General features: G+C 72.9%; 19 protein-coding genes, 1 tRNA gene and 1 pseudogene. 13 read left to right on the forward strand and 8 right to left on the reverse strand.

All coding sequences use genetic code 11. The features are described from left to right. Positions 1 to 20: 20 nt before the first annotated feature. Together AC067N_RS08295 and AC067N_RS08300 are read right to left on the reverse strand one after the other, a co-directional pair. Entirely contained in the window at positions 21 to 884 is an 864-nt protein-coding gene (locus AC067N_RS08295) for a spermidine synthase (protein ID WP_478678089.1), read from the reverse strand. A gap of 46 nt (positions 885 to 930) precedes the next feature. Further along, on the reverse strand, positions 931 to 1,380 hold the full coding sequence (locus AC067N_RS08300; RefSeq protein WP_478678090.1) for a hypothetical protein: 450 nt from the start codon (positions 1,378 to 1,380) through the stop codon (positions 931 to 933). A gap of 317 nt (positions 1,381 to 1,697) precedes the next feature. Between AC067N_RS08300 and AC067N_RS08305 the strand changes: the two genes are divergently transcribed. Then, positions 1,698 to 3,215 carry a hypothetical protein gene (locus AC067N_RS08305; RefSeq protein ID WP_478678091.1) on the forward strand — a complete coding sequence of 506 codons (1,518 nt, stop codon included), beginning with the start codon at positions 1,698 to 1,700 and terminating at the stop codon, positions 3,213 to 3,215. 14 nt (positions 3,216 to 3,229) lie between these two features. On the opposite strand, the gene AC067N_RS08310 is transcribed toward AC067N_RS08305, so the two are convergent. Next, positions 3,230 to 3,826, reverse strand: coding sequence for a histidine phosphatase family protein (locus tag AC067N_RS08310; protein WP_478678092.1), 597 nt, complete (start codon positions 3,824 to 3,826; stop codon positions 3,230 to 3,232). A 191-nt stretch (positions 3,827 to 4,017) separates the two neighbouring features. Between AC067N_RS08310 and AC067N_RS08315 the strand changes: the two genes are divergently transcribed. From AC067N_RS08315 to AC067N_RS08330, 4 genes are read left to right on the forward strand one after another with little or no spacing between them, the layout of a single operon-like run. Next, positions 4,018 to 5,082 carry a phosphatase PAP2 family protein gene (locus AC067N_RS08315; RefSeq protein ID WP_478678093.1) on the forward strand — a complete coding sequence of 355 codons (1,065 nt, stop codon included), beginning with the start codon at positions 4,018 to 4,020 and terminating at the stop codon, positions 5,080 to 5,082. After that, the gene (locus tag AC067N_RS08320) at positions 5,033 to 6,184 is read left to right on the forward strand and encodes a hypothetical protein (RefSeq protein WP_478678301.1); all 1,152 of its coding nucleotides are present in this window, start codon (positions 5,033 to 5,035) and stop codon (positions 6,182 to 6,184) included. The genes AC067N_RS08315 and AC067N_RS08320 overlap by 50 nt, the downstream gene beginning before the upstream one ends. Next, a complete protein-coding gene (locus tag AC067N_RS08325; RefSeq protein WP_478678094.1) occupies positions 6,175 to 7,785 on the forward strand; it encodes a hypothetical protein in 1,611 nt (536 codons plus the stop codon). The genes AC067N_RS08320 and AC067N_RS08325 overlap by 10 nt, the downstream gene beginning before the upstream one ends. After that, a complete protein-coding gene (locus tag AC067N_RS08330; protein WP_478678095.1) occupies positions 7,782 to 9,125 on the forward strand; it encodes an AAA family ATPase in 1,344 nt (447 codons plus the stop codon). The genes AC067N_RS08325 and AC067N_RS08330 overlap by 4 nt, the downstream gene beginning before the upstream one ends. A 115-nt stretch (positions 9,126 to 9,240) precedes the next feature. Here the strand turns inward: AC067N_RS08330 and AC067N_RS08335 are convergent, their stop codons facing one another. Then, entirely contained in the window at positions 9,241 to 10,281 is a 1,041-nt protein-coding gene (locus tag AC067N_RS08335) for a TerC family protein (protein WP_478678096.1), read from the reverse strand. A 240-nt stretch (positions 10,282 to 10,521) separates the two neighbouring features. Here AC067N_RS08335 and AC067N_RS08340 point away from each other — a divergent pair, with 240 nt between their 5' ends. Together AC067N_RS08340 and heR are read left to right on the forward strand one after the other, a co-directional pair. Next, positions 10,522 to 10,860, forward strand: a complete 339-nt coding sequence (locus AC067N_RS08340) for a helix-turn-helix transcriptional regulator (protein WP_478678097.1) — start codon at positions 10,522 to 10,524, stop codon at positions 10,858 to 10,860. 183 nt (positions 10,861 to 11,043) lie between these two features. Further along, on the forward strand, positions 11,044 to 11,826 hold the full coding sequence (heR, locus tag AC067N_RS08345) for a heliorhodopsin HeR (RefSeq protein WP_478678098.1): 783 nt from the start codon (positions 11,044 to 11,046) through the stop codon (positions 11,824 to 11,826). Positions 11,827 to 11,947: 121 nt separating this feature from the next. Here heR and AC067N_RS08350 read toward each other — a convergent pair whose 3' ends face one another. Then, on the reverse strand, positions 11,948 to 12,478 hold the full coding sequence (locus tag AC067N_RS08350) for a universal stress protein (protein WP_478678099.1): 531 nt from the start codon (positions 12,476 to 12,478) through the stop codon (positions 11,948 to 11,950). Between the two features lie 297 nt (positions 12,479 to 12,775). On the opposite strand from AC067N_RS08350, the gene AC067N_RS08355 reads away from it, so the two are divergent. From AC067N_RS08355 to AC067N_RS08365, 3 genes are all read left to right on the forward strand, one after another. Then, positions 12,776 to 13,138: a hypothetical protein gene (locus tag AC067N_RS08355; RefSeq protein WP_478678100.1), complete on the forward strand. Its 363-nt coding sequence runs from the start codon at positions 12,776 to 12,778 to the stop codon at positions 13,136 to 13,138. A gap of 160 nt (positions 13,139 to 13,298) precedes the next feature. Continuing rightward, positions 13,299 to 14,018: a hypothetical protein gene (locus AC067N_RS08360; RefSeq protein ID WP_478678101.1), complete on the forward strand. Its 720-nt coding sequence runs from the start codon at positions 13,299 to 13,301 to the stop codon at positions 14,016 to 14,018. Then, a tRNA-Lys gene (locus tag AC067N_RS08365) sits at positions 14,009 to 14,082 on the forward strand. The genes AC067N_RS08360 and AC067N_RS08365 overlap by 10 nt, the downstream gene beginning before the upstream one ends. A 70-nt stretch (positions 14,083 to 14,152) precedes the next feature. Here the strand turns inward: AC067N_RS08365 and AC067N_RS08370 are convergent. Then, complete coding sequence (locus AC067N_RS08370; RefSeq protein WP_478678102.1) at positions 14,153 to 15,574, reverse strand: M6 family metalloprotease domain-containing protein; 1,422 nt, start codon at positions 15,572 to 15,574, stop codon at positions 14,153 to 14,155. A gap of 375 nt (positions 15,575 to 15,949) precedes the next feature. On the opposite strand from AC067N_RS08370, the gene AC067N_RS08375 reads away from it, so the two are divergent. Further along, complete coding sequence (locus AC067N_RS08375) at positions 15,950 to 17,857, forward strand: putative bifunctional diguanylate cyclase/phosphodiesterase (RefSeq protein ID WP_478678103.1); 1,908 nt, start codon at positions 15,950 to 15,952, stop codon at positions 17,855 to 17,857. On the opposite strand, the gene AC067N_RS08380 is transcribed toward AC067N_RS08375, so the two are convergent. Further along, positions 17,848 to 18,963: an LLM class flavin-dependent oxidoreductase gene (locus tag AC067N_RS08380; RefSeq protein ID WP_478678104.1), complete on the reverse strand. Its 1,116-nt coding sequence runs from the start codon at positions 18,961 to 18,963 to the stop codon at positions 17,848 to 17,850. The two genes, AC067N_RS08375 and AC067N_RS08380, sit on opposite strands and share 10 nt — an antisense overlap. A 307-nt stretch (positions 18,964 to 19,270) precedes the next feature. Continuing rightward, complete coding sequence (locus tag AC067N_RS08385) at positions 19,271 to 20,227, reverse strand: D-2-hydroxyacid dehydrogenase (protein ID WP_478678105.1); 957 nt, start codon at positions 20,225 to 20,227, stop codon at positions 19,271 to 19,273. Positions 20,228 to 20,498: 271 nt separating this feature from the next. Between AC067N_RS08385 and AC067N_RS08390 the strand changes: the two are divergent. Both AC067N_RS08390 and AC067N_RS08395 read left to right on the forward strand, forming a co-directional pair. Further along, a pseudogene (locus AC067N_RS08390) lies at positions 20,499 to 20,668 on the forward strand (maleate cis-trans isomerase family protein); the annotation flags it as partial. Beyond that, complete coding sequence (locus AC067N_RS08395; RefSeq protein ID WP_478678106.1) at positions 20,665 to 21,396, forward strand: maleate cis-trans isomerase family protein; 732 nt, start codon at positions 20,665 to 20,667, stop codon at positions 21,394 to 21,396. The pseudogene AC067N_RS08390 and the gene AC067N_RS08395, both read left to right, overlap by 4 nt. Positions 21,397 to 21,484 lie beyond the last annotated feature (88 nt).

Below are 21,484 nucleotides of genomic sequence, written 5' to 3' on the forward strand. Positions count from 1 at the left end.
TGCCGCGCCCTGGCCTCGGGTCAGCGGAAGACCGAGGGCGGCGGGGCGGGCGAGGCGACGGCCGCCGCGTCGGTCACGGGCACCGCCCCGCCGGTGAAGTCGGTGAGCGCCCTGCCGTGCTCGACGCGCCCGGGGTGCGGGTCGGAGGCGGCACGGCGGGTGAGTTCGGCGAGGGGCAGCGGCCGTCCGGAGGCCACCAGGACCGCGTTGCCGAATCGTCTGCCCCGCAGCACGGCCGGGTCGGCGAGCAGCGCGAGTTCGGGGAAGACGGCGGCGACGGTGGCGATCTGGCCGCGCAGGTGGGTGAGCGGAGGGCCGTCGGCGACGTTGGCGGCGTAACACCCGTCGGGCCTCACCACCCGCCGTACGTCCGCGAGGAACTCCGTCGACGTCAGATGCGCCGGGGTGCGCGCCCCGCTGAACACATCCGCGATCACCACATCCGCCCAGCCGTCCGGCATCCTGGCCAGGCCCTCACGCGCGTCCGCCGACCGCACCCGTATCCGGGCGTTGGGGTCCAGCGGCAGCTCTCGCCGTACGAGTCGGACGAGCGCCGCGTCGCGCTCGACGACCTGCTGGGTGGACCGGGGCCGGGTGGCGGCGACGTACCGCGCGAGCGTGAAGGCGCCCCCGCCGAGATGCACGGCGTGCACGGGCCGCCCGGCCGGGGCGACGAGATCGATCACATGCCCGAGTCGCCGCTGGTACTCGAACGACAGGTACGCGGGATCGTCGAGGTCGACGTGCGACTGCGGAGCCCCGTCCACGAGCAGCGTCCAGGCCCGCGTCCGGTCGGGATCCGGCACCAGCTCGGCGAGCCCCCCGTCGACCGCTTCCACGACGACGTCGGCTCCCCGTCCCCGCCCCTTCCTGGACCTGCCCATCCGGCCATTATCCGGCCCGGGGGGAGAGCGCGCGCACCGGCGGGGCTCACCGGCAGTTGTCCGCGGCCTCGATCAACCGCGCCGCCTCGCCCAGTGCCGCCCGCAGCACCGCCGGATCCGTCGCCAGGTCGGCTTCCTCCGGCGGCAGCAGCCAGTCCGCGCCGTCGGCGGAGTCCAGCGCCGCGCCCTGCCCCTCGCTCTGGGTACAGGTACTGCCCGGCACGTCCCACGCGTCGGCCGTACCGGGCGGGACGACGAACCCGAGGGTGTCGCAGGCGTCGTCGTGCAGGACGGGCCCCACGGTCATGACGGGCCCGACCACGTCGAGGGCACCGCGCCGGAGGATGTCGACGGCCTCCAGGCCCTGTCGCGCGGGGACGGTCACGAGGTCGCACTCGGAGGCCGACTGCGCGGACGAAACGGCGTTCTCGGGGGTCGGCCAGCGCTCCGCGGCGGGTACGTCGGACATCTGCGTACGGGGTTCGACGTTCTTCATCCGGGCCTCCACCACGTATCAACCCCCTTTTCCGGCAGGCGGCATCGGGAGTTCGGGCGCTCCCGGTCCACGTTGCCCAACGCGCGGGCCCGTCAAGGGCTACGGCGAAACCGCGCCGCAAAGGATGGCAGTTCATGGCAGATCAAGCATGAGATATCCGGTTTGTAGCCAAACCTGGCGTCGCTGCGCCGGCGGGCCGGGTACGTTCTTGCACCGCCGGACACAGAGGAACCAACCATCCGGGACGCGGACAACTCGACGCGGACAACTCCTCTGATTCCGGCACGGTTCGACGGTTCGCGAGAGAGGGCCCGACCATGGCGTCGTCATCGGTGACCTCATCCCAGTCCCCCCGGCCACAGCGGCCGAACCTCGCCTTTCGGCAGCTGCGCGGGCAGCGTTCGCCGGGCGAGTTCGCCGCGGCGGTACGGCGGGCAGCGCAGGAGATCGGTGAGCGCGTGAGCTGTGACGCGCGCTACGTCGGGCGGGTCGAGTCAGGAGAGATCCGCTGCCCCAACTACGCGTACGAACGGGTGTTCCTGCATATGTTCCCGGGCCGGACCCTGACCGACCTGGGGTTCGCGCCCCGCGCGGAGGTACGCGGCCGGGGGGCGCGCTCCACCGAGGAGGCGCCCTCCCCTCGCGCCGAGAGCCGCTCGCGCTCCTCGCTTGACACGAGGCGTGAGACGGAAGAGACGTACGAGCCGTATGACACGCAAGAGACGTACGACATGCAGGACCCGCGGGGCGACACGGACTGTGCGCGCGGCCCGCGGGACACGCACCACACGTACCAGGACCACGAGGAGAGCGACGTGCAGCGTCGCGCATTCATGACCGGGGGTACCGCCGCGATGGCGGCCGCCTCCTTCGGCCCCTTCGCCCTCGCCGGCACGGCCTCGGCGACGGGCCGTCCCGTGCACCGCGCGGGTGCGTCGGAGGCGGGCGCCCTCGAAGCGGCCGTACGCAAGATCCGGCTGCTCGACGACCGGCACGGGGCCGACGGGCTGTACCGCAGGGCCTCGGCGCCGCTGCGGGCCGCGTACGCGCTGCTCGACGCGTGCACCACACGGCAGGCCAGCGCCGACCGGCTGTACGCGGGGGCCGGTGAACTCGCCATCTCCGTGGGCTGGCTGGCCCATGACTCGGGGCGCTTCGACGACGCCCGCTCCCACTACGCGGAGGCGCTCGCCACGGCCCGGATGTCGGGCGACCCGGCACTGGAGGCGCACGCGTTCTGCAACACGGCGTTCCTCGCGCGGGACGCCGGCCGGCCGCGGGAGGCGGTACGGGCGGCGCAGGCCGCGCAGCGGGTGGCGCGACCGCTCGGTTCACCGCGGCTGATGTCCCTGCTGGCACTGCGGGAGGCGGGCGGCTGGGCGGGGCTCGCGGACCGCACCGGGTGCGAGCAGGCGCTGGCCCGGGCGCACGCCCTGTACGGGCGGGGGGTGTCCGACGCGGACCCGGAGTGGATGACCTTCTACGGGGAGGCCGAGCTGGAGGCGCTGGAGGCGCAGTGCTGGTCCACGCTCGGCGACTGGCCCCGGGCGGCCCGGCACGCGCGGCGTGCGGCGCAGCTCCAGAACCCGCACTTCACCCGCAACATCGCGCTCTACACCGCCGAGCTGGCCGACGACCTCGCGCGCGGGGGGCGGCCCGACGAGGCCGCGGCGGCCGGGATGCGGGTCCTCGACCTGCTCGACGAGGTCCAGTCCTCCCGGGTCCAGCAGATGCTCGCGGGGACGGCCCGGGTGCTGCTGCCGCACCGCCGCGCCGCGGGCGTGTCGGCGTTCCTGGAGCGGCACGCGGGGGTCGCCCGTACCTCCGCCCAGTGACCGCGGACCGCTGATCAGCCGGCCAGGTGCCCCGTGTCGTTCCACGACTCGATCGCCGGGTCCCCGTAGGCCCAGCCGAGGACCGACAGGGAGGTCGGGTTGAGGCGGACGCGGGCGGCGAAGCCGATGCCCTGGCCGAGCCAGCGGGCGGCTATGGAGCGCAGGATGTGGCCGTGGGCGAAGACCAGCACATCGCGCTCCTCGCTCCGCGCCCAGGTCACCACCTCGTCCGCGCGCGCGGTGAGCTCCTGGAGGGTCTCCCCCTCGGGGACGCCGTCGCGCCACATGAGCCAGCCGGGCCGCACGGAGTGGATGTCGGCGGGGGTGAGCCCTTCGTACGCCCCGTAGTCGACCTCCATGAGCGTGTCCCACTCGGTCGCGCGCTCGCCGAACCCGGCCAGTTCGCAGGTCTCCCGCGCGCGTGAGAGGGGGCTGGTGCGGACCTCGACACCGGGGAGCCCGTCCAGGGGCGGCCGGTGGAGGCGTTCACCGAGCAGCTTGGCGCCGCGTCGGCCCTCTTCGAGGAGGGGGACGTCCGTCCTGCCGGTGTGCTTCCCGAGCCGGGACCATTCCGTCTGTCCGTGCCGGGCCAGCAGGATGCGCGGTGCCATGAGAGACCTTTCCGGGTGTCCTCCGGGAGAAGGAAGAATGAAGAGGCGGATGCGTCCATCATCGCGCACACTGCCGGGGGGCAACCCGAGGGGCGATCTCAGCGTCTTGGACAACGTCCTGCGCACGGGACGACGTCCCGCGCACGACTCACAGATGAACATGGTGGACGCAGATGGGGGAGGGCGGTCGGATGCCGCAGACCGAGGCGGCCGAGGCACCGGTCACCGAGAGGGCCGACGCACCGGTTACCGAGGCAGTGCCCGGCACGCGCACGCGGCTCCGCTGGTGGACCGAGCTGCCGCTGATCCTGCTGGTGTACGGGGCGTACTCGGGGGGCCGGCTGCTCGCCCGCGGTGACACGTCGAGCGCCGTGGAGCACGGCCTGGCGATCCTGCGCTTCGAGAAGGCACTGAGCCTCAACGCCGAGCATCCGCTGAACCGCCTGTTCACGCGGGAACCCTGGATAGGCATACCCGCCGACTTCTGGTACGCGTCCCTGCACTACCTGGTCACGCCCCTGCTCCTGGTGTGGCTCTTCCGGTCCCACGCCGTGCGCTACCGCGCGGCCCGCACCTGGCTGATGACCTCCACGTTCATCGGGCTGATCGGCTTCACCCTGCTTCCGACCTGCCCGCCCCGGCTGCTCGACCCGGCGCACGGCTTCGTCGACACCATGGCCCACTACAGCTCGTGGGGCTGGTGGGGCGGCGAGGCCAGCGCCCCCCGGGGCCTGGGCGGCATGACCAACCAGTACGCGGCGATGCCGAGCCTGCACGTCGGCTGGGCGCTGTGGTGCGGGGTGATCCTCTGGCGCTTCGGCGGCGGCTCGCGCCTGGTCAGGGCCGCGGCCGTCGCGTACCCCCTGATCACCACGATCGTGGTGATGGGCACCGCGAACCACTACTTCCTCGACGCGGCGGCGGGTGCCGCCGTGATGGGCGTGGGTCTGCTGCTGACGCCGCTGGTGCTGCGGACCGCCGACCGGTGCCGGGCCGCGCTCGGGATGACGGCGATGCCCGGCGGCCGGGCCGACGCGGGCACCCCGGGCCGGGGCGGGTGGCCGCTCCGGCAGGCGCGGGCGGACGAGGCCGTCACCTCCGTCACGGTGGCCTCTCACGGCGCCGCGTCCCCGATTGTCAGTCCCGGATGCCAGACTTCGCCGGGTGAGCGAATTCCACGGCAGCGGATCACCGACCCCGAGCCGGGTGCCGCCCCCTCGCAAGCAGGGGACGGCGCTCCGGCGGCAGCTCGCTGAGCTGCGCGGACCCGAGGTCCCACCGAAGGCGCTGGACGCGCGCGCCCTCGCCGCGCTCGCGGCCAACCCGGGCTGCGAGCGCCGTGCGCTGCTGGACGGCGCCGGGGTGAACAAGGCGGTGCTGGCGGACGCGCTCGGTTCGCCCTCCGCCTTCGGCCAGTCCCAGTTCGCCTTCATGCGGGGCAACGCCTTCGAGGCCCGGGTGAAGGCGGACGGCGGCGCGGAACTGCTGAGACTCGTCCACGGGAAGCTGGACCCGGGCGCCGAGCCACCGGCCACGGCTTCCGTCCCCGACCTCGCCGCCGTCGGCCCCGAGGGCCGCGCCGCCCGTACGGCCCTGGCCCTGAAGGAGGCCACCGGCGCGGGCGGTTGGGCGCTGCTCGACCACCCCATGCTCGCCCTGGACGTCGCGGGCTCCCCCACCTTCCTGGAACCGGACGCGGTGGTGGTGCACCCGGACGGCGGCTGGACGGTCGTCGAGATCAAGTCCTTCCCCATGCTGGACGGTTCGGCGGACCCGGCGAAGGTGGGCGCGGCCGCCCGCCAGTCCGCCGTCTACGTCCTGGCGCTGGAGGAGGTGGCCGCCCGGCTCGACCCCGCGCCCCACGTCCACCACCGGGTGCTGCTGGTGTGCCCCAAGGACTTCACCAACCTCCCGACGGCCGCCGCCGTGGACGTCCGCAAGCAACGCGCGGTCACCCGGCGCCAGTTGGACCGGCTCACCCGGATCGAGGAGATCGCGGGGTCCCTCCCCGAGGGCACCTGCTTCGCCCCTGGTCTCCCCCGTGACGAGCTGACGGCCGCCGTCGAGTCCCTCTCCGCGACCTACGCCCCCGAGTGCCTCGCCGCCTGCGAGCTGGCCTTCCACTGCCGGGCCCGCTCCCGCGCCGAGGGCGCGGTGACGCCCCTCGGGCGCGCCGCACGGGCCGAGTTGGGCGGGCTCACCACGGTCGAGGACGTCCTGGCGGCGGCCCACGGCACGGCGGGCGACCCCGACGACCCGACGGTGGCGGCGCTGCGCCGGGCGGCGGAGCTGCGCGCGGAGGCCCTGGCGGCGGCCGGTGCGGCCGGCCCGGTCACCGAGGGGGCCGCGTGTCGCTGATCGCCACCCTCGCCCGGCTCGAAGCCATCAGCACGGGCCGCGCCCAGCCGGCCGCCACCGTCCTGCACCGGCATCTGTCCGCGCGCCCGCTCGTGTTCGTGCCGCTGACCACCGCCGGTGAGGCCGGGGCCCCGCTCGGGGCGCTCGTCGGCACCGACCGGGACGCGCCCCGGCTGCTGGTCGTCCCCCAGCCCCGCGACCGCGACCTGCGGTTCGCGTTCCTGGCCGAGCTGGCCGACGTCGTGCTGCCGTACGTGGACGCGTACGCCGACGTCGTGGAGGCGGCCGAGCGCAGCGAGACCGACCCGGAGACCGGCAAGCGGGTCAAGGTCGAGGTCGAGCTGTGCGCGGACGCCCCGCAGCTGATCGTGCCGAGCCGCACCGGCATCGACTTCGTACGGCTCCTCGGGCGCTCCATGCGGTTCCGGCGCACCGCCGAGCAGGACCCGGAGGCGCCCTACCCGGCCCCGCCGCGGGTGCCGTTGCTCGGGCGGTGGCTCACCCATTTCGGGGAGCGGGCCCGGGTGCCCGGCTCGTCGCTGCTGCTCGCCCTGACCGATCTGCTGTCGCGGCACTGGGCGACCGGGCAGTCCGGCGTCGAGGACCAGCACCTCGCGTCGCTGCTCGCCTGGATCGACCCGCCGGAGGGCGAGTCGGGCGAGGCGGCGGCGCGGCGGGCCGAGCTGGCCCGGGACTCCGAGGGCCAGTTGCTGTGCCCGCCCGCCGGTCCCGCCACGGACCCGGCGTTCGACAACAGGCTGCTGGCCCCGGCCATCGAGCGGTACGACCGGGCGCGGCTGGCGCTGGCCGCCGCCGAGGACGGGCTGGAGGCGGACGAACGGCTGGGCGCACTGGCCGCCGCCGAGCGTGAGATCCGCGCCCTCGTCGAGAGCCGCACCCGGCCCACCTGGGACGCCGTCTGGCACGGCCTCGACCTGCTGCGTGCCCTGCCGGAGGGTGCCCACGCGGCCGACCGGTGGACCCGCGACCGCTGGTCCTTCACCGGCCACCGGGACCGGGTCGTCGCCGGGGAGCCTCCGCAGCCCCGCATCGACGACGCGGTCACCGCCGCGAACAAACTGGCCGCGCGCGAGCGGGAACAGGCCCGGCTCGACGCCCAGGAGGCCCTCGACGACCCGCTGGTCATGGCCGGGCGGCGGCTGTCCGGTGAGGCGTTCGCCGGCGAGGTCACGGATGTCGTGATGGCGTACAGCGAGGGCAGGCGGCCCAGCCCCCGGCCGCTGGTGACCGTACGGACGCGGGACCGGCCGCATCTCGGGGAGCGCGCGAAGGTGTACCGCTCGCTGGGCGGGAAGCCGCAGACCGCCGAGTTCGTGGCGTCCGAGGAGGACGCGGAGGACGCCCGGGGCGTGCTCCTGGTGCTGCGGATCATGGACAAGATGGGGCGGGGCAAGGAGCCGGAGGTCGGATCGGTCCCCGAGAAGGGCGACCGGGTCTGCTTCACGCTCTTCGAGCACGACCAGCGGGGCGGCGCGAAGCTGCCCGAGCCGGAGGACACCCCGTGGACGCACGGCGGGCCGCCGGGCGAGCCCGACGCCGTACCGCTGCCGGACCCGGTGACCGAGGAGGACGTCCTGTGACCAGCGCCGAGGCAGTGCTCGACCCCGGGGCCGCGGCGGGCCGGGCCACCGAGGCGATCCTGCGCGACACCCTGCACGGCACGCACCGCGGGGTCGTGGTCGACTCACCGCCCGGCGCCGGGAAGTCCACGCTCGTCGTCCGTGCCGCGCTGGAACTCGCCTCCGCCGGGCGCCCGCTGATGATCATCGCGCAGACGAACGCGCAGGTGGACGACCTGGTCGTCCGGCTCGCGGAGAAGGACCCCGAGCTGCCGGTGGGCCGACTGCACAGCAGTGACTCCGACCCGTACGACAAGGCGCTGGACGCCCTGCCGAACGTGAAGAAGTCGACGAAGGCGGCCGAGCTGGCGGGCCTCGACGTCGTGATCTCCACGGCCGCCAAGTGGGCCCATGTCAAGGGCGTGGAGCCGTGGCGGCACGCGATCGTCGACGAGGCGTACCAGATGCGGTCGGACGCGCTGCTGGCCGTGGCGGGGCTGTTCGAGCGGGCGCTCTTCGTCGGCGACCCCGGGCAACTGGACCCGTTCTCGATCGTGGGCGGCGAGCAGTGGGCGGGCCTGTCGTACGACCCGTCGGCCTCGGCGGTGACGACGCTGCTGGCGCACAATCCCGAGCTGCCCCAGCACCGGCTGCCGGTGTCGTGGCGGCTCCCGGCGTCGGCCGCGCCGCTCGTCTCCGACGCGTTCTATCCGTTCACCCCGTTCCGCAGCGGTACGGGCCACGGGGACCGGAGGCTGGCGTTCGCGGTGCCGTCCGACGGTTCCGGCCCGGACCGGGTCATCGACGAGGCCGCCGAGTCGGGGTGGGGTCTGCTGGAGCTGCCGGCCCGCCACACGCCCCGGACCGACCCGGAGGCGGTACGGGCGGTGGCGCTGGTCGTACGGCGGCTGCTCGACCGGGGCGGGGCGGCGACGTCCGAGCGGGCCGAGGAGCCGGTGCCGCTGACCGCGGACCGGATCGCCGTGGGCACGGCCCACCGCGACCAGGCCGCCGCGGTGCGCTCCGCGCTGGCCGAGCTGGGAGTGTCCGATGTGGTGGTCGACACCGCGAACCGGCTCCAGGGCAGGGAGTACGACGTGACGGTCGTCCTGCATCCGCTCTCCGGCCGCCCGGACGCGACGGCCTTCCACCTGGAAACCGGACGCCTGTGCGTCCTCGCCTCCCGCCACCGGCACGCCTGCATCGTGGTCTGCCGGGCGGGCGTGACCGACCTCCTCGACGACCACCCGTCCACCGAGCCGGTGCAGCTGGGGGTCACGGTCAAGTTCCCGGACGGCTGGGAGGCCAACCACGCGGTGCTGGCGCGGCTGGGCGAGCACCGGGTGCCGTGGAGTCCGTGACCCACCCGGCGGTGTGGGCGGGACCGCCTCGCCGGCCCGCTCCCGCCGGGCGCCCGGCACGACGCCTGTGCGGGGTGGGTGGACCGGCGTGTGGTGCCGGCCGCCGGCCGGGTGATCATGACGGTCCTTCCCGGTGGTGTGGGCCGGTGACGTCGGCGACGGGCGCGGAGCCGGCGCTCGCGGGGTGGTCGGTCCCGGTCGTGGTGTCGCCGTCGGCGTCCTCGCTCCGGCCTCGGGTGGCGATCAGCGACCAGCCGATGGACACGGTGATGGTGACGACGATGACACCGAGGGTGAGGGGGATGGGCAGCTTGCCGACGGGGGTCTCGGACAGGATGAGCTTCACGCCGGCGAAGGCGAGCAGGACCGCGAGGCCGTAGTGGAGGTAGGCGAAGCGGCGCAGTAGTCCGGCGAGGCAGAAGTACAGGCTTCTGAGGCCGAGGACGGCGAAGGCGTTGGCGGTCCACACCAGGAAGGTGTTGGTGGTGATGGCGAGGATCGCGGCGACGGAGTCCACGGCGAAGATCAGGTCGGTTGCCTCGATGGCGACCAGCGCCACGAACAGCAGGGTGGCCACCCGGCGTCCGTCGATCCTCGTGAAGAAGCGGCCGCCGTGATAGCGGGCGTCGGTGGGGACGATCTTCTTGACCAGGCGGACCACGACGTTGCGGTCGGGGTGGATCTGCTCGTCCTTGGAGACGGCCATCTTGTAGCCGGTCCAGATCAGGAACGCGCCGAAGAGGTAGGCGGTCCAGAAGAACAGCTGCAGCAGCTCGGCGCCGACGAAGATGAACACCAGCCGGAGGACCAGGGCGCTGATGACGCCCCAGAACAGGACCTTGTGCTGGTAGACGTCGGGGACGGCGAAGAAGGAGAAGACCAGCGCGAACACGAAGACGTTGTCGATGGACAGCGCCTTTTCGATCAGATAGCCGGCGTAGTAGGTGGAGGAGACCTCCCCGCCCTGCCACACGAGCAGAACCAGGCCGAAGGCAAGGCCGATCGCGATCCAGATCCCGGACCAGACGGCGGCTTCCCTGAAGCCGATCACATGGTTGTCCCGGTGGGCGATCAGGTCGACGGCGAGCATGCCGGCGATGACGAGCGTGACCGCGGCCCACACCCACAGCGGGACGCTGAACGACAGATCATTCATGGCAGGTCGGCTTTCTCTGGCTCAGGACAGGAGGGTGCGAGAGGAAACGACTGGAGGGCGTCCGGGATCCGCTACCGGGGGACACCTCGGCTCCCTGTCAGCCGAAGAGGAGGGGGTGGTGGCGCCTCCAGCGTCACACGCCACCCCACCTACGTCAACATTTACGCGAAATTATTTTCGGCAATTGCGTTTCGCGAAAAGTTACTGACGGAGGCCGGCCTGATTCGTATGATGAGGGCCATGAGTCGGCCTTCTGCCCCGCGCGGCGACCAGTGGACGTTCCTGACCAATCACGCCCGCGTCCTGATCGCGCTCGCGCAGGATCCGGAGGCCCGGGGACGCGATGTCGCCGACCGGATCGGCATCACCGAACGCGCCGTGCAGCTGATCGTCGCCGACCTCGAAGCGGCCGGATACCTGACCCGCACCCGCGTCGGCCGCCGCAACCGCTACACCATCGACCCCACCGTGGCGCTGCGCCACCCCGCCGAGGCCGGCCATCCCGTCGGCGACCTGCTGGCCACCTTCCTGCACCGCGAGGACACCCCCGCCGACGACGCCGGGATCGCCACCTCGTAACCACCCCAGCGGCCCGCGGCAGTGCGTGGCGCATGACGGCGGCCCCCGGCCGCCCGCCGAGGGGCGACGGATTCCCGGGCTCCACTCGGGGGATTTCCGGCCGGGCGGCGGCGTGATGCCGCGCTTCCCGCCCCCACCGGTACGACCATGCCGACGTACGCGACACCGGCCCCGGGGACAGCCATGAGAAGAGAGCACGGCACGCCGGTGGCCACCGGCGTCACCGCCGAACGCCTCGCCGGACTCCGCTCGTGGAACCTGGGGCTCACGCTGCTGCACCTGGTCCAGGCCGTGGCGATCGTCCTCCTCGCGGGAAGCTTCTCGATCACCGTCACCTCCTCCGTCCCCGAGGGGCCGCCGGGAACGAAGGCACCAGCCCCCGAAGCACTGTTCGACGTGCCGATCGGCTGGGCCGTCGCCGTCTTCCTCGCTCTCGCGGCCTTGGACCACCTGCTGACGGCGACGGTCTGCCGCGACGTCTACGAACGCGACCTCAGGCAGGGCATCAACCGCTTCCGATGGCTGGAATACGCGCTGAGCGCGACTCTGATGGTGCTCCTCATCGGCTTCTACGCGGGCATCACCGGCCTCAACGCCGTCATCGCCGTCGTCGGCGCCAATGTCGGGATGATTCTCTTCGGCTGGGTCGAGGAGGTCATGAACCCGCCCGGGCGGGCGGTGACCACGATGCTCCCGTTCTGGTTCGGGACGCTGGTCGGTGTGACCCCGTGGTTCTCGATCGCGTACAACACCGTCGCGGCCGACACCGTACCCGGCTTCGTGTACGGGATCGTCCTCGTGCAGGCCGCCCTCTTCTTCAGCTTCGGCCTCAACCAGTGGCTCCAGTACCGAGGGGTCGGCCGGTGGTCCGACTACGCGTACGGCGAGAAGACCTACCTGGTTCTCAGCCTCGTGGCGAAGTCACTCCTGGCCTGGCAGATCTTCGCCGGCTCCCTCGCCGAGTGAGCCCCGTCCCCACCGAGCGCCGACGCGATCGCGGTCGACCCCCTGGACCGGCCGCAAGACGCGGAGGAGCCCTCCCCGACGGCAGGGCCCGTCACGGCGCCCCCTCGCCCCGGCAGCTCCATCAGGCTGCGGGTGAGGGAGCGACCAGCGGCGTCCAGCACGCTGATGGGGCCGCGTGGATGAACGGACCGCCGCGGATGGCGGCCGCCTCCATCACCGCGCCCGCGTCGAGCCCCGGCGGCCCGCTGCGTGAGGCCACCAGCAGCGAGCAGCCGTGGGCGACAGCCACGTCCAGCAGGCCCTTCGCCGCACCCAGCCGTCCGCTCCGGCCGGCGGGGCGGTGGTAGACGGCCGACTGGTGGGCGATCCCCGCGCGGACCACGCGCGGCATCGCCCGTCCCAGCACGGCTCGGACCGCTACGCCGTCCGGGCGGGGCGCCACGGCCCGCAGCGGCGGCTGCGGCTGCGGCATCACGGCGATCAGCAGCAGCGGCGCGCCGCGGGCGGCGGCAAGCCGCACGGCGAGATCCACGACAGGCGAGTCGTCGAGGCGGTCGGCCAGCACCGCGGCCACGGGGGCTCGCAGGCGCGAACGACGCGGTGCGGTAGCGGCGTCAGAAGTGGGCGGGGAGGGCACGTGGGGGCAGTTCATGACCGTCACACCTTCCGGGAGAGGGCGGAAGCGGGGCACATCCAGCGTCTCCTCCACGATGAAAATACGTCAACACTTACGCGAAAGTTTTTTCGCGTAAATATGAGCGGGTTTCCTGGAGCAGCGAGGCACCCGGCCCGGGGACCAGAGCGTGAGCACCCTTCGCGTCGGGGGCGCGTGGTCCGTTCCGAATCAACGCGATGCCCACTTGCGCGGTCACGCGACAATGGACGGTGGCTCTCCATGGGACACCCCCGAGGACGGGCCCACCGCACCGTCGTACGAGGAGGAGAAGACATGGCGGAGCCCACGCCGCGTCGGCACGAACCGCGGCTACGCCCCGCGCCCCTGCTCTTCGAGCCGGCGGAGGCGGCCGGAGACCCCGAGCACTTCTTCGACCTCGAGTCGATCGACGATCCGCGGGCGTTGCTGTCGCGGGCGACGGAGCTGGCGCAGGCGTTCCGGGCGGCCGCCGACCGGGCCGTGGAGTTCCAGGCGATCGCGGCGGCCCAGCTGGCCGACCCCCGGCGGTTCGACCGCCTGACCGCGGCGGACATCGCCGAACGGGCGGAGTGGACCGAGGACTACGCGAAGAAGATGGTCGACTTCGGCGGGGATCTGCTGCGAGGCCGGGACGCGAGCGGACCGGACACTCTCTGAGCCGCTGAACCCCGCCTTCCCGGACCGGCGCGACACCTCTTCCAGCCCGAACCCCGTCCTGGCATATGCCGGGCGGGCAAGATACCCCACTTGCCTCGTGTCCGTACCGCATTCCCGCAACCCTGGGGAACCAGGCGATGACGGACGGTAGACCTGAAGCATGAGCGCTGGATCTGATGCGGGCAGGTTTCCACGGGATCGGGTCGACGCCACGGGGGTGACGGCGGAGGGGGCCGAGTGGCTGGCCTCGGCAGGAACGTATCCGCGACGTACCTCGGCGGCCTGGCGGGAGGAGCGGCCGATCGCGCCGCCGGTACTGCCGTGCGGGACGGCGTTCGACGTGGTCAGCGCGCCGGCGATGTTCGGGAGGCGGATGCTGGGCCGGTTGTGGGCCGAGGGGCCGGGATCCGGTCCGGTGGCCGTGTACCGCGGACGGATGCTGCTCTTCGCCTCCCCCGGCACCGCCCACCGGCTGCCCACCCTCCTGGAATGGGAGGAGTGGAACTCCCCCGGCCGCACGAGCGCCGTCCCGCCGCTCCTCTGCCACGGCAGCGGTGACACGGTCACCGTCCCGGCCCTGCACGCCCCGGACACCCCCCGCGACCGAGGCGATGGCGACGGCGCCCGGGGCGGCACCGATGACCGCGACCGCCCCGGCGGCGGCCGCGACCGCGAGGGCCGCACCCTCCCCGTCGCCCGGCCCGGGTCCCGCTGGGTCGTCGCTCCCGACACGCGGCGGCCGTGGCTTCCGGGACCCGAGGTTCTGCTCTGGGCGGCCGTGCGGGCGGCCCGGGCCAGCGCCTCCGCGAGGGTACGGATATCGATTTTTCCTCCCGCCGATCAGGGTGCTAAGGTCTACGACGTCAGCAGGCGCCGCTAGCTCAGTTGGTTAGAGCAGCTGACTCTTAATCAGCGGGTCCGGGGTTCGAGTCCCTGGCGGCGCACGACACGAAGAAGCCCCTCGCGACAGCGAGGGGCTTCTTCGTTGCGCCCGCCTTCCGCCTTCACCCCCGCCTACGCCCCCGTCGCCGTGATCTTCACCGTCCAGGACCCGGACGGCGTACGGCCCTCCACCTCGACGCGGACGCCCTCTCCGGGCACCGTGAAGCTCTCGCCCACCCGCATCGGCGCGTCCGCGAGGGGCGGGTAGACCGAGTCGTCCCAGCAGGCCCCGGTGAGCGGGTGGGTGTCGAGGACCTCGATGGGGCCGCCGCCGGACTCGGCGCCGCTGCGGACGCGGTAGACGAGGACGCCCTCCGTGCAGACGGAGGAGTCGTTGCCGACCGCTCCCCGCACCTCGATGCCGAGGGCGCTGTGGGGCCCCGTGCGGACGACCGCCAGCTTCGTACCCCGGCCGGCGCCGAACCCGCTCGCCGAACCGGCCGACACGGCGCCCCCGGAGACCCCGCCACCAGTGGATGACGCGCCGCCGTCCGCGGCGAGCCCCCACCCGCCGCCGTCGGCATCCTCTCCGCCGCCGGCTTCCCGGGCCCGCACGACGCCGTCCGGCGTGTGCCGAGGACCCGCCGCCACGGCCTCCAGCGTCAGACGTGTGGCGCCGGCACCCCGCACACACGCCACCTGGTGCTGTTCGAGCCATCCCAGTTTCCACTTGTGCCAGGCGAAGAAGTCCGGGGCGAGGGCGAACTGGCTGCCCATGAGGTCCCAGTCGCCGACATGGGTGTCCCAGTCGCCCTTGCCGTCGGCGGGGCGGTGGTAGAGGTCGGGCAGATCGAAGACATGGCCCGTCTCATGGGCGAGGACGAGGCGGTCCGGCGGATGCCTCTCGAACACCGTGACGACGCGACGCAGAGCCGTCCCGTCGACCCTCAGCGGAGCCTCCAGGTTCACCACCTTCGTCGCGTCCGAGTCGACGCCGGGCGCGTCCGGGTCGGCGATGAAGTACACGATGTCGTAGCGGGAGAAGTCGACGTGCGGGTCGGCGGCCGCGAGGGCGTCCCGCAGATAGGCGGCCCGGTGCGGCGCGTTCCAGTCACGCCGTATGGCGTACGACGTGGAGGACCGCGGCATCTCCAGCCACTCACGGCGCGGATGCGGGCGGAGGGTGAACTTTCCGTAGGACGCACGTTCGAAGAACTGACTGGTGGCCGGAAAGTGATCGGCGGTCAGCTGGGACGGCGTGGTGATGGGGACGGAATCCGGAAAAGAGAGGAACACCAGTACGGCGTCGAGGTCGCGAGTGGGGCGCGGATAGCCGGCGTTCCAGGTGTCGAGCCCCTCCGAGTGATGCGCCTGGGTCCTGCGCAGAGCGCACGCCTCGGACAGGGGGACGGCGACCGAAGGGGCCGTGATCAGGGAGGTCGCGGCAAGGGCGGTCAGTGAGGTCAGCATGGCCGCCGTACTGCGCAGTGTGGGCACCCGGCCGTCGAGGAGTCCCTGCCGGACAGGCCCCTTCCAGGGGTGCGGACACTGCACGGGGACCTCCGAACGCGAGTCTTGGGACACCGCGTCCAGATTTTCCGACTTATCAGCACTTTGCCCTGTTTCTCTGCCCCAGAAGAGTGAGGGACGATCGCACTGTCCCCCCACGCCGACACCCCGTGCACTCACGGAACGTCACAAGCGGTCGATGATTCGGGGCAGCCGTTCAGCTCGGGGCAGAAACGATCTGTCAGATCAGGTCGTTGTTCAGGGAGACTGGAGAGTGGCTAGAAGGCCCTGAGGGCAGCCTCTATGATCGGCACACTTTCCTGCACGGACACGGCCGGAGCGCCCTTCGCACTTGGTTCGGCCGATCCGACGACACAAACGAGATCCGTACGAAAAACGAGTGCACTGCGGGAGCGAACGGTGAGCGGAACGTCCCAAGGGCCGGCGCCCGCGACAGACCTCGTCCGGTCAGCGACTACAGAGCGTCATGCCGAACCATTGGATACGGCGGGCACGTCGGACACGGCTGACGCGTCGGGCACGGCGGAATCGCCGGCCCCGGCAGTGGTGGAAAGCACCCCCTCCGCCTTCTCGGCGGCGCCGCTGGCCATGGCCGTCGTCGACCGGGAGGGCCGGGTCGTCACCGCGAACGCGGCGATGGAGACGCTGCTCAGGAGCGGCTCCCGACCGCTGGCGGGGCGCGTCGCGGCCGAGTTGGTCGACCTGGCCGCGGAAACCCGCACCTGGCACGCGTATCGGGAGGTGCTGCGCGGGCGGCAGGCCCGGCTGCGCTGTACACGCCGACTCAAACGGCCCGACGGGACCTCGCTCTGGGTCCAGGTGTCGGTGGCGCCGCTGCCCGAGGAGGAGGGCGCGGTCCTGCTCTCGGTCACCGACATCAGCGCCAACCGTCAACTTCAGGCCAGGCTCCAGCACTTGCAGCTGCACGATCCGGTGACCCGGCTGCCCAACCGCACCCTCTTCTTCGAACGGCTGGCCGCCGCCCTGGAGCGGGACGCCTACGAGGAGTCCCGCACCGGCCGGATCGGCCTGGTCTATCTGGACCTCGACGGGTTCAAGGCGGTCAACGACACGCTCGGCCATCGTGTCGGCGACCGGCTGCTCTCGGCCGTCGCCGAGCGGCTCACCCGGTGTGCCGAGGCGGCGGCGTACAGCCGGCCGGCGGGCACGGCGACCGCCACCCCGCTGGTGGCCCGGCTCGGCGGCGACGAGTTCGCCCTGCTGGTCGAGGACTCCACCGGCACCGAGCAACTCGCCGATCTGGCCGAGTCCGTGCTCAGGACCCTCCAGGCACCCTTCGACCTGGCCGGGCAGCGGCTGTCCGTGTCGGCGTCGATCGGGGTCGTGGAACGGCAGTCGGCGAGCACCACGGCCACCGGGCTGATGCAGGCCGCCGACACGACGCTGTACTGGGCCAAGGCCGACGGCAAGTCCCGCTGGACGCTGTTCGATCCGGAGCGCAACGCCCACCGGATGACCCGTCAGGCACTGTCGTCCACGCTGCGGGCGGCCGTCGGGCGGGGCGAGTTCGTCCTGGAGTACCAGCCGCTGGTGGGGATGGCGCAGGGCGAGGTGCGCGGGGTGGAGGCGCTGGTGCGCTGGCACCATCCGCAGTTCGGCCTGTTGACGCCGAATCGGTTCATCTCACTGGCGGAGGAGGACGGTTCGATCGTCCAGCTCGGCCGCTGGATCCTCGCGACCGCCTGCCGGCAGGCCCGCCGCTGGCAGCTCGACCACCCCGGCCGGGCGCCGATCTTCGTCAGCGTCAACGTCGCCGTGCGCCAGGTCTGGGACTCCGACCTCGTCGCCGATGTCGCCGAGATCCTCTCCGAGACGGGCCTCGCCCCGCATCTGCTCCAGCTCGAACTCACCGAGTCCGCGCTGATGGGCTCCGCCGGCCGCCCGCTGCAGGCGCTCAAGGCCCTCAGCGACATGGGGGTCCGTATCGCCATCGACGACTTCGGCACGGGCTACTCCAACCTCGCGTACCTGAGCCGGCTGCCGGTGTCGGTGCTGAAGCTGGACGGGGCGTTCGTACGGGGCTTCCAGTACGAGACGCCGCAGGAGGGCGGGACCGGGGACGACGGGGTGCCCAACCCCGCCGACGAGATCATCGTCGAGGCCCTCGTCCAGCTCGCCCACCGGCTCGGGCTGACCGTCACCGCGGAGGGCGTGGAGACCGACGCCCAGGCCTCCCGGCTGCGCAGACTCGGCTGCGACACCGGCCAGGGATGGCTGTACTCCCGCGCGGTGTCGCCCGAACGGATCGGCGAACTGCTGGGCGCCGCGGCCTGCCCTCAGGCCTGAGCGGCCCCTTCGCCCCGGGGGACGCGCGGCAGGTCGTAGGCGTCCGCGACCAGTTCGTAGGAGCGCAGGCGCAGCTCCGGGCTGTGGGCGTGGGTGGTGAGCATCAACTCGTCGGCGCCGGTGCGCTTCTGGAGGTCGTCGAGGCGGGTGCGGACCTCGTCGACGGTGCCGTGGATCACGTCGGCGTTCCAGGATTCGATGAAGTCCTGTTCGACCATGCTGAATCGGTACGCCTCCGCCTCCTCCGGGGTCGGTACGAGACCGGGGCGGCCGGTGCGCAGGCGGACCATGTTCAGGGCGGCGGCCCTGACCTGGCGGCGGGCCTCCTTCTCCTCGTCGGCGGCGAGGGCGGAGACGCCGATCAGCGCGTACGGGGCGTCGAGGACGGCGGAGGGGCGGAACGACTCCCGGTACAGGTCGAGCGCCGGGACCGTGTTCCGCGCGGAGAAGTGGTGCGCGAAGGCGAAGGGCAGGCCCAGTTCGCCGGCCAGGCGGGCGCTGAAGCCGGAGGAACCGAGCAGCCAGATCGGGGGCCGGTGCGGGGACTGCACACCACCGGGTGAGCTGCCCTGGATCGGGCCCGGCACCGCGTGGATACGGCGGTAGGGGTGGCCGTCGGGGAAGTCGTCGTCCAGGAAGCGGGTCAGCTCGGCGAGTTGCCCGGGGAAGTCGTCGGCACCCTCGTGGAGGCCGGCCGAGCGGCGGAGGGCGGCGGCGGTGGCGCCGTCCGTGCCGGGGGCGCGGCCGAGACCGAGGTCGACGCGGCCGGGGGCCATGGCTTCCAGGGTGCCGAACTGCTCCGCGATGACCAGGGGCGCGTGGTTGGGGAGCATCACGCCGCCGGAGCCGAGGCGGATGCGGGTGGTGTGGGCCGCGAGGTGGGCGAGGATCACGGCCGGGGAGGAGGAGGCCACGCCGGGCATGGAGTGGTGTTCCGCGACCCAGTACCGGTGGTAGGCGCGGTCCTCCGCCTGGCGGGCGAGGGTGACGCTCGTGCGGAGGGCGTCGGTGGCGGTGCGGCCGGCGCCAACGGTGACCAGGTCGAGGACGGAGAGCGGGACCGGGGCGGTGCCCTGTGTCTTGCCTCGGATCTCGTCTGCGGTCACGGGGGTCCTCCTGCTGCAACGGCGGTTCTCGGGCTGTGCGCAGGCTTAACAGGAGGGTGTCTCCGTTTATTCCGCGCGGATCCGTGGGAGCGGGGGCGCCCGGGGGCTCGGGGGGGGGCGGGTTCGTTGGCGGGTGCGGGTGGGTGGGGGTTTCTCGCGCAGTTCCCCGCGCCCCTGAAAGGCGGCCGGGGCTGCGACCCGTGCTTTTCGCCTGAAAGGCGGGCCGCAGGCCCGATCTTCAGGGGCGCGGGGAACTGCGCGAACAACCACAACGAACCCGCGCCCCCGAGTCGCTGAGCGCCCCCGCTCAAGGCCCGGGTACGTACCCTCGCTGTTTGTCGACCACGTTGGGCAGCCGCTTGCCCGCCTCCCACAGGCCGTACAAGTCCACGAACTGCGCGGCCAGCGCATCGCGCCAGCCGACCGTGTCGCCGCTCATGTGGGGCGAGACGATCAGGCCGGGGACGTCCCACAGCGGGTCGTCCGGGCCCAGCGGTTCGCGCTCGAAGACGTCCAGGGCCGCGCCCGCGATCCATCGTCTGCGCAGGGCGTCGACGAGGGCCTCCTCGACCACGAGCTGTCCGCGGCCCACGTTGACGAAGCGGGCGGACGGCTGCATGACGCCGAAGCGGCGGGCGTCGAACATGCCGCGGGTCTCCTCGGTCAGCGGCGCCGCCGCGACCACCCAGTCGGCGCGGGCGAGCAGCCGGTCGAGGTCCTCGGGGCCGTGGACGCCGACCCGCGGCACCCGGCCGACGAGGGCACTGTGCACGCCGATCGCCTTCAGTGACCGTACGATCGCCCGCCCGATGGGCCCGGACCCGACCACGCAGGCGCGGCTTCCCGCGACGCGCAGCGTCTCGCGGTGGCGCCACTCCCGCCGGCCCTGGAGTTCCCAGCTGCGCGGCAGATCCTTCGCCATGCTCAGGACGAGCGCGGCGACATACTCGGCGATGGGCTCGTCGAAGATCCCGCGGGCGTTCGTCACCACCGTCTCGGAGACGGCGAGTTCGGGGCACAGGAGGTGGTCGACGCCGGCGCTCGCCGTGTGCACCCAGCGGGGGCGGGGTCCCTCACCCGGCCAGGCCGCCCGTACCGCACGGGAGGTGAAGTCCCACACGAGCAGCACATCGGCGTGCGGCAGCCGCTCGGGCAGCGTCGACGCGGCGGTGTACTCGATCGTCGCCCGTCCGGTGAGCCGCCCGAGCCGGGGCCGCGGCTCGGCGTCGAGGACGAGGAGCGTCGGTCTGCGTGTTGCGTTCATGTCGGCGGGAAACCGTCCGTCGTGCGGCCGGAGCCGAGCCGGGATCGTGGGGGGATGCGGCTGGACCGGCCCGGTGGGATGCGGGTGACGTGCACTGATCGACCACGCTCGCACCCGAACCCACCGTCGTCAACACGGATTTGCGCACGTTCTGTCGCCTCTCCCTCTCACTGTGTGAGGGCGGGTGGCCGCGGTGATCGTCTCCGTCCCCGCGAACCCGGCCCCAGCGCCCCGGCGTCGCCACCCCGGCTCGAAGCGGCACGGGGGACGCCCCGCTCTCTCGGCCAACCAGGTGAGGATGTGGGCGGCACTGCGTCATCTGGGTACCCGGGCGGTGGGTCCGTACCAGGCTCTGCTCGACGAGCCGGCCAGGCAGTCGTCCGGTGCGGAGCCGTACCGCCACCGCCGGTACTGCCGGAACAACAGGAAGGTTGGGCATGACCGCTCTCGGATTCCTCTACCCGGGCCACTCCGCCGAGGACGACTATCCACGCATAGAGCAACTCCTGGGCAGCGACATCCGGGTCGACCTCGCGCACACCGACGTCCGGGAGGACGCGCACGGGGTGGACGCCCTGCGCGAGATGGGCGCGCCCGAGCGGCTGGCCGCCGGCTGCGAGGCGCTCCGGCTGTCGGGAGCGGAGGCGGTCGTCTGGGCGTGCACCAGCGGCAGCTTCGTCCATGGCTTCGAAGGCGCCCACGAACAGATCCGTGCCCTGGCCCGCACCGCCGGCCTGCCCGCCTCCTCCACGTCCTTCGCGTTCGTCCACGCGGCGCGTGAGGTGCACGCGACCCGTGTGGCGGTGGCCGCGACCTATCCGGACGAGGTGGCCCGGCTCTTCGTCGACTTCCTGACGGCGGGCGGGCTGGAGGTCGTCTCCGTGCGCGGGGCCGGCGTAGCCACGGCGGCGGAGGTGAGCGCCTGGACCGGCGACGACATCCTCGCCCTCGCCCGGGACGCCGACCACCCCGACGCCCAGGCGGTCCTCCTGCCCGGCACGGCCCTCCACACCGCCTCCCACATCCCCGTCCTGGAGAAGCAACTCGGCAAGCCGGTCCTCACCGCCAACCAGGTCAGCGTCTGGGAGGCGCTGCGCCTGGCCGACCGAAGGGTGAACGCCCCGGAACTGGGCGCCCTGTTCACCAGGGAACCCATCGTGCAGGCGTAGGCCGCGGGAAGGTCCCGGTGGTGCCGGGCACGGTCCCGGGAAGGTCCCGCGTCCCGTTCGTCCAGGGGCGCGGGGAACGGCGCGAAGG

It is taken from the genome of Streptomyces sp. NPDC042364, assembly GCF_056437585.1.

What these genes read in the sequence shown, in the direction of transcription:
- AC067N_RS08295 (WP_478678089.1), bottom strand. Translation starts at nt 884, where the DNA reads ATGGGCAGGTCCAGGAAGGGGCGGGGACGGGGAGCCGACGTCGTCGTG.
- AC067N_RS08300 (WP_478678090.1), bottom strand. Translation starts at nt 1,380, where the DNA reads ATGAAGAACGTCGAACCCCGTACGCAGATGTCCGACGTACCCGCCGCG.
- AC067N_RS08305 (WP_478678091.1), top strand. Translation starts at nt 1,698, where the DNA reads ATGGCGTCGTCATCGGTGACCTCATCCCAGTCCCCCCGGCCACAGCGG.
- AC067N_RS08310 (WP_478678092.1), bottom strand. Translation starts at nt 3,826, where the DNA reads ATGGCACCGCGCATCCTGCTGGCCCGGCACGGACAGACGGAATGGTCC.
- AC067N_RS08315 (WP_478678093.1), top strand. Translation starts at nt 4,018, where the DNA reads ATGCCGCAGACCGAGGCGGCCGAGGCACCGGTCACCGAGAGGGCCGAC.
- AC067N_RS08335 (WP_478678096.1), bottom strand. Translation starts at nt 10,281, where the DNA reads ATGAATGATCTGTCGTTCAGCGTCCCGCTGTGGGTGTGGGCCGCGGTC.
- AC067N_RS08340 (WP_478678097.1), top strand. Translation starts at nt 10,522, where the DNA reads ATGAGTCGGCCTTCTGCCCCGCGCGGCGACCAGTGGACGTTCCTGACC.
- heR (WP_478678098.1), top strand. Translation starts at nt 11,044, where the DNA reads ATGAGAAGAGAGCACGGCACGCCGGTGGCCACCGGCGTCACCGCCGAA.
- AC067N_RS08350 (WP_478678099.1), bottom strand. Translation starts at nt 12,478, where the DNA reads ATGAACTGCCCCCACGTGCCCTCCCCGCCCACTTCTGACGCCGCTACC.
- AC067N_RS08355 (WP_478678100.1), top strand. Translation starts at nt 12,776, where the DNA reads ATGGCGGAGCCCACGCCGCGTCGGCACGAACCGCGGCTACGCCCCGCG.
- AC067N_RS08360 (WP_478678101.1), top strand. Translation starts at nt 13,299, where the DNA reads ATGAGCGCTGGATCTGATGCGGGCAGGTTTCCACGGGATCGGGTCGAC.
- AC067N_RS08385 (WP_478678105.1), bottom strand. Translation starts at nt 20,227, where the DNA reads ATGAACGCAACACGCAGACCGACGCTCCTCGTCCTCGACGCCGAGCCG.
- AC067N_RS08395 (WP_478678106.1), top strand. Translation starts at nt 20,665, where the DNA reads ATGACCGCTCTCGGATTCCTCTACCCGGGCCACTCCGCCGAGGACGAC.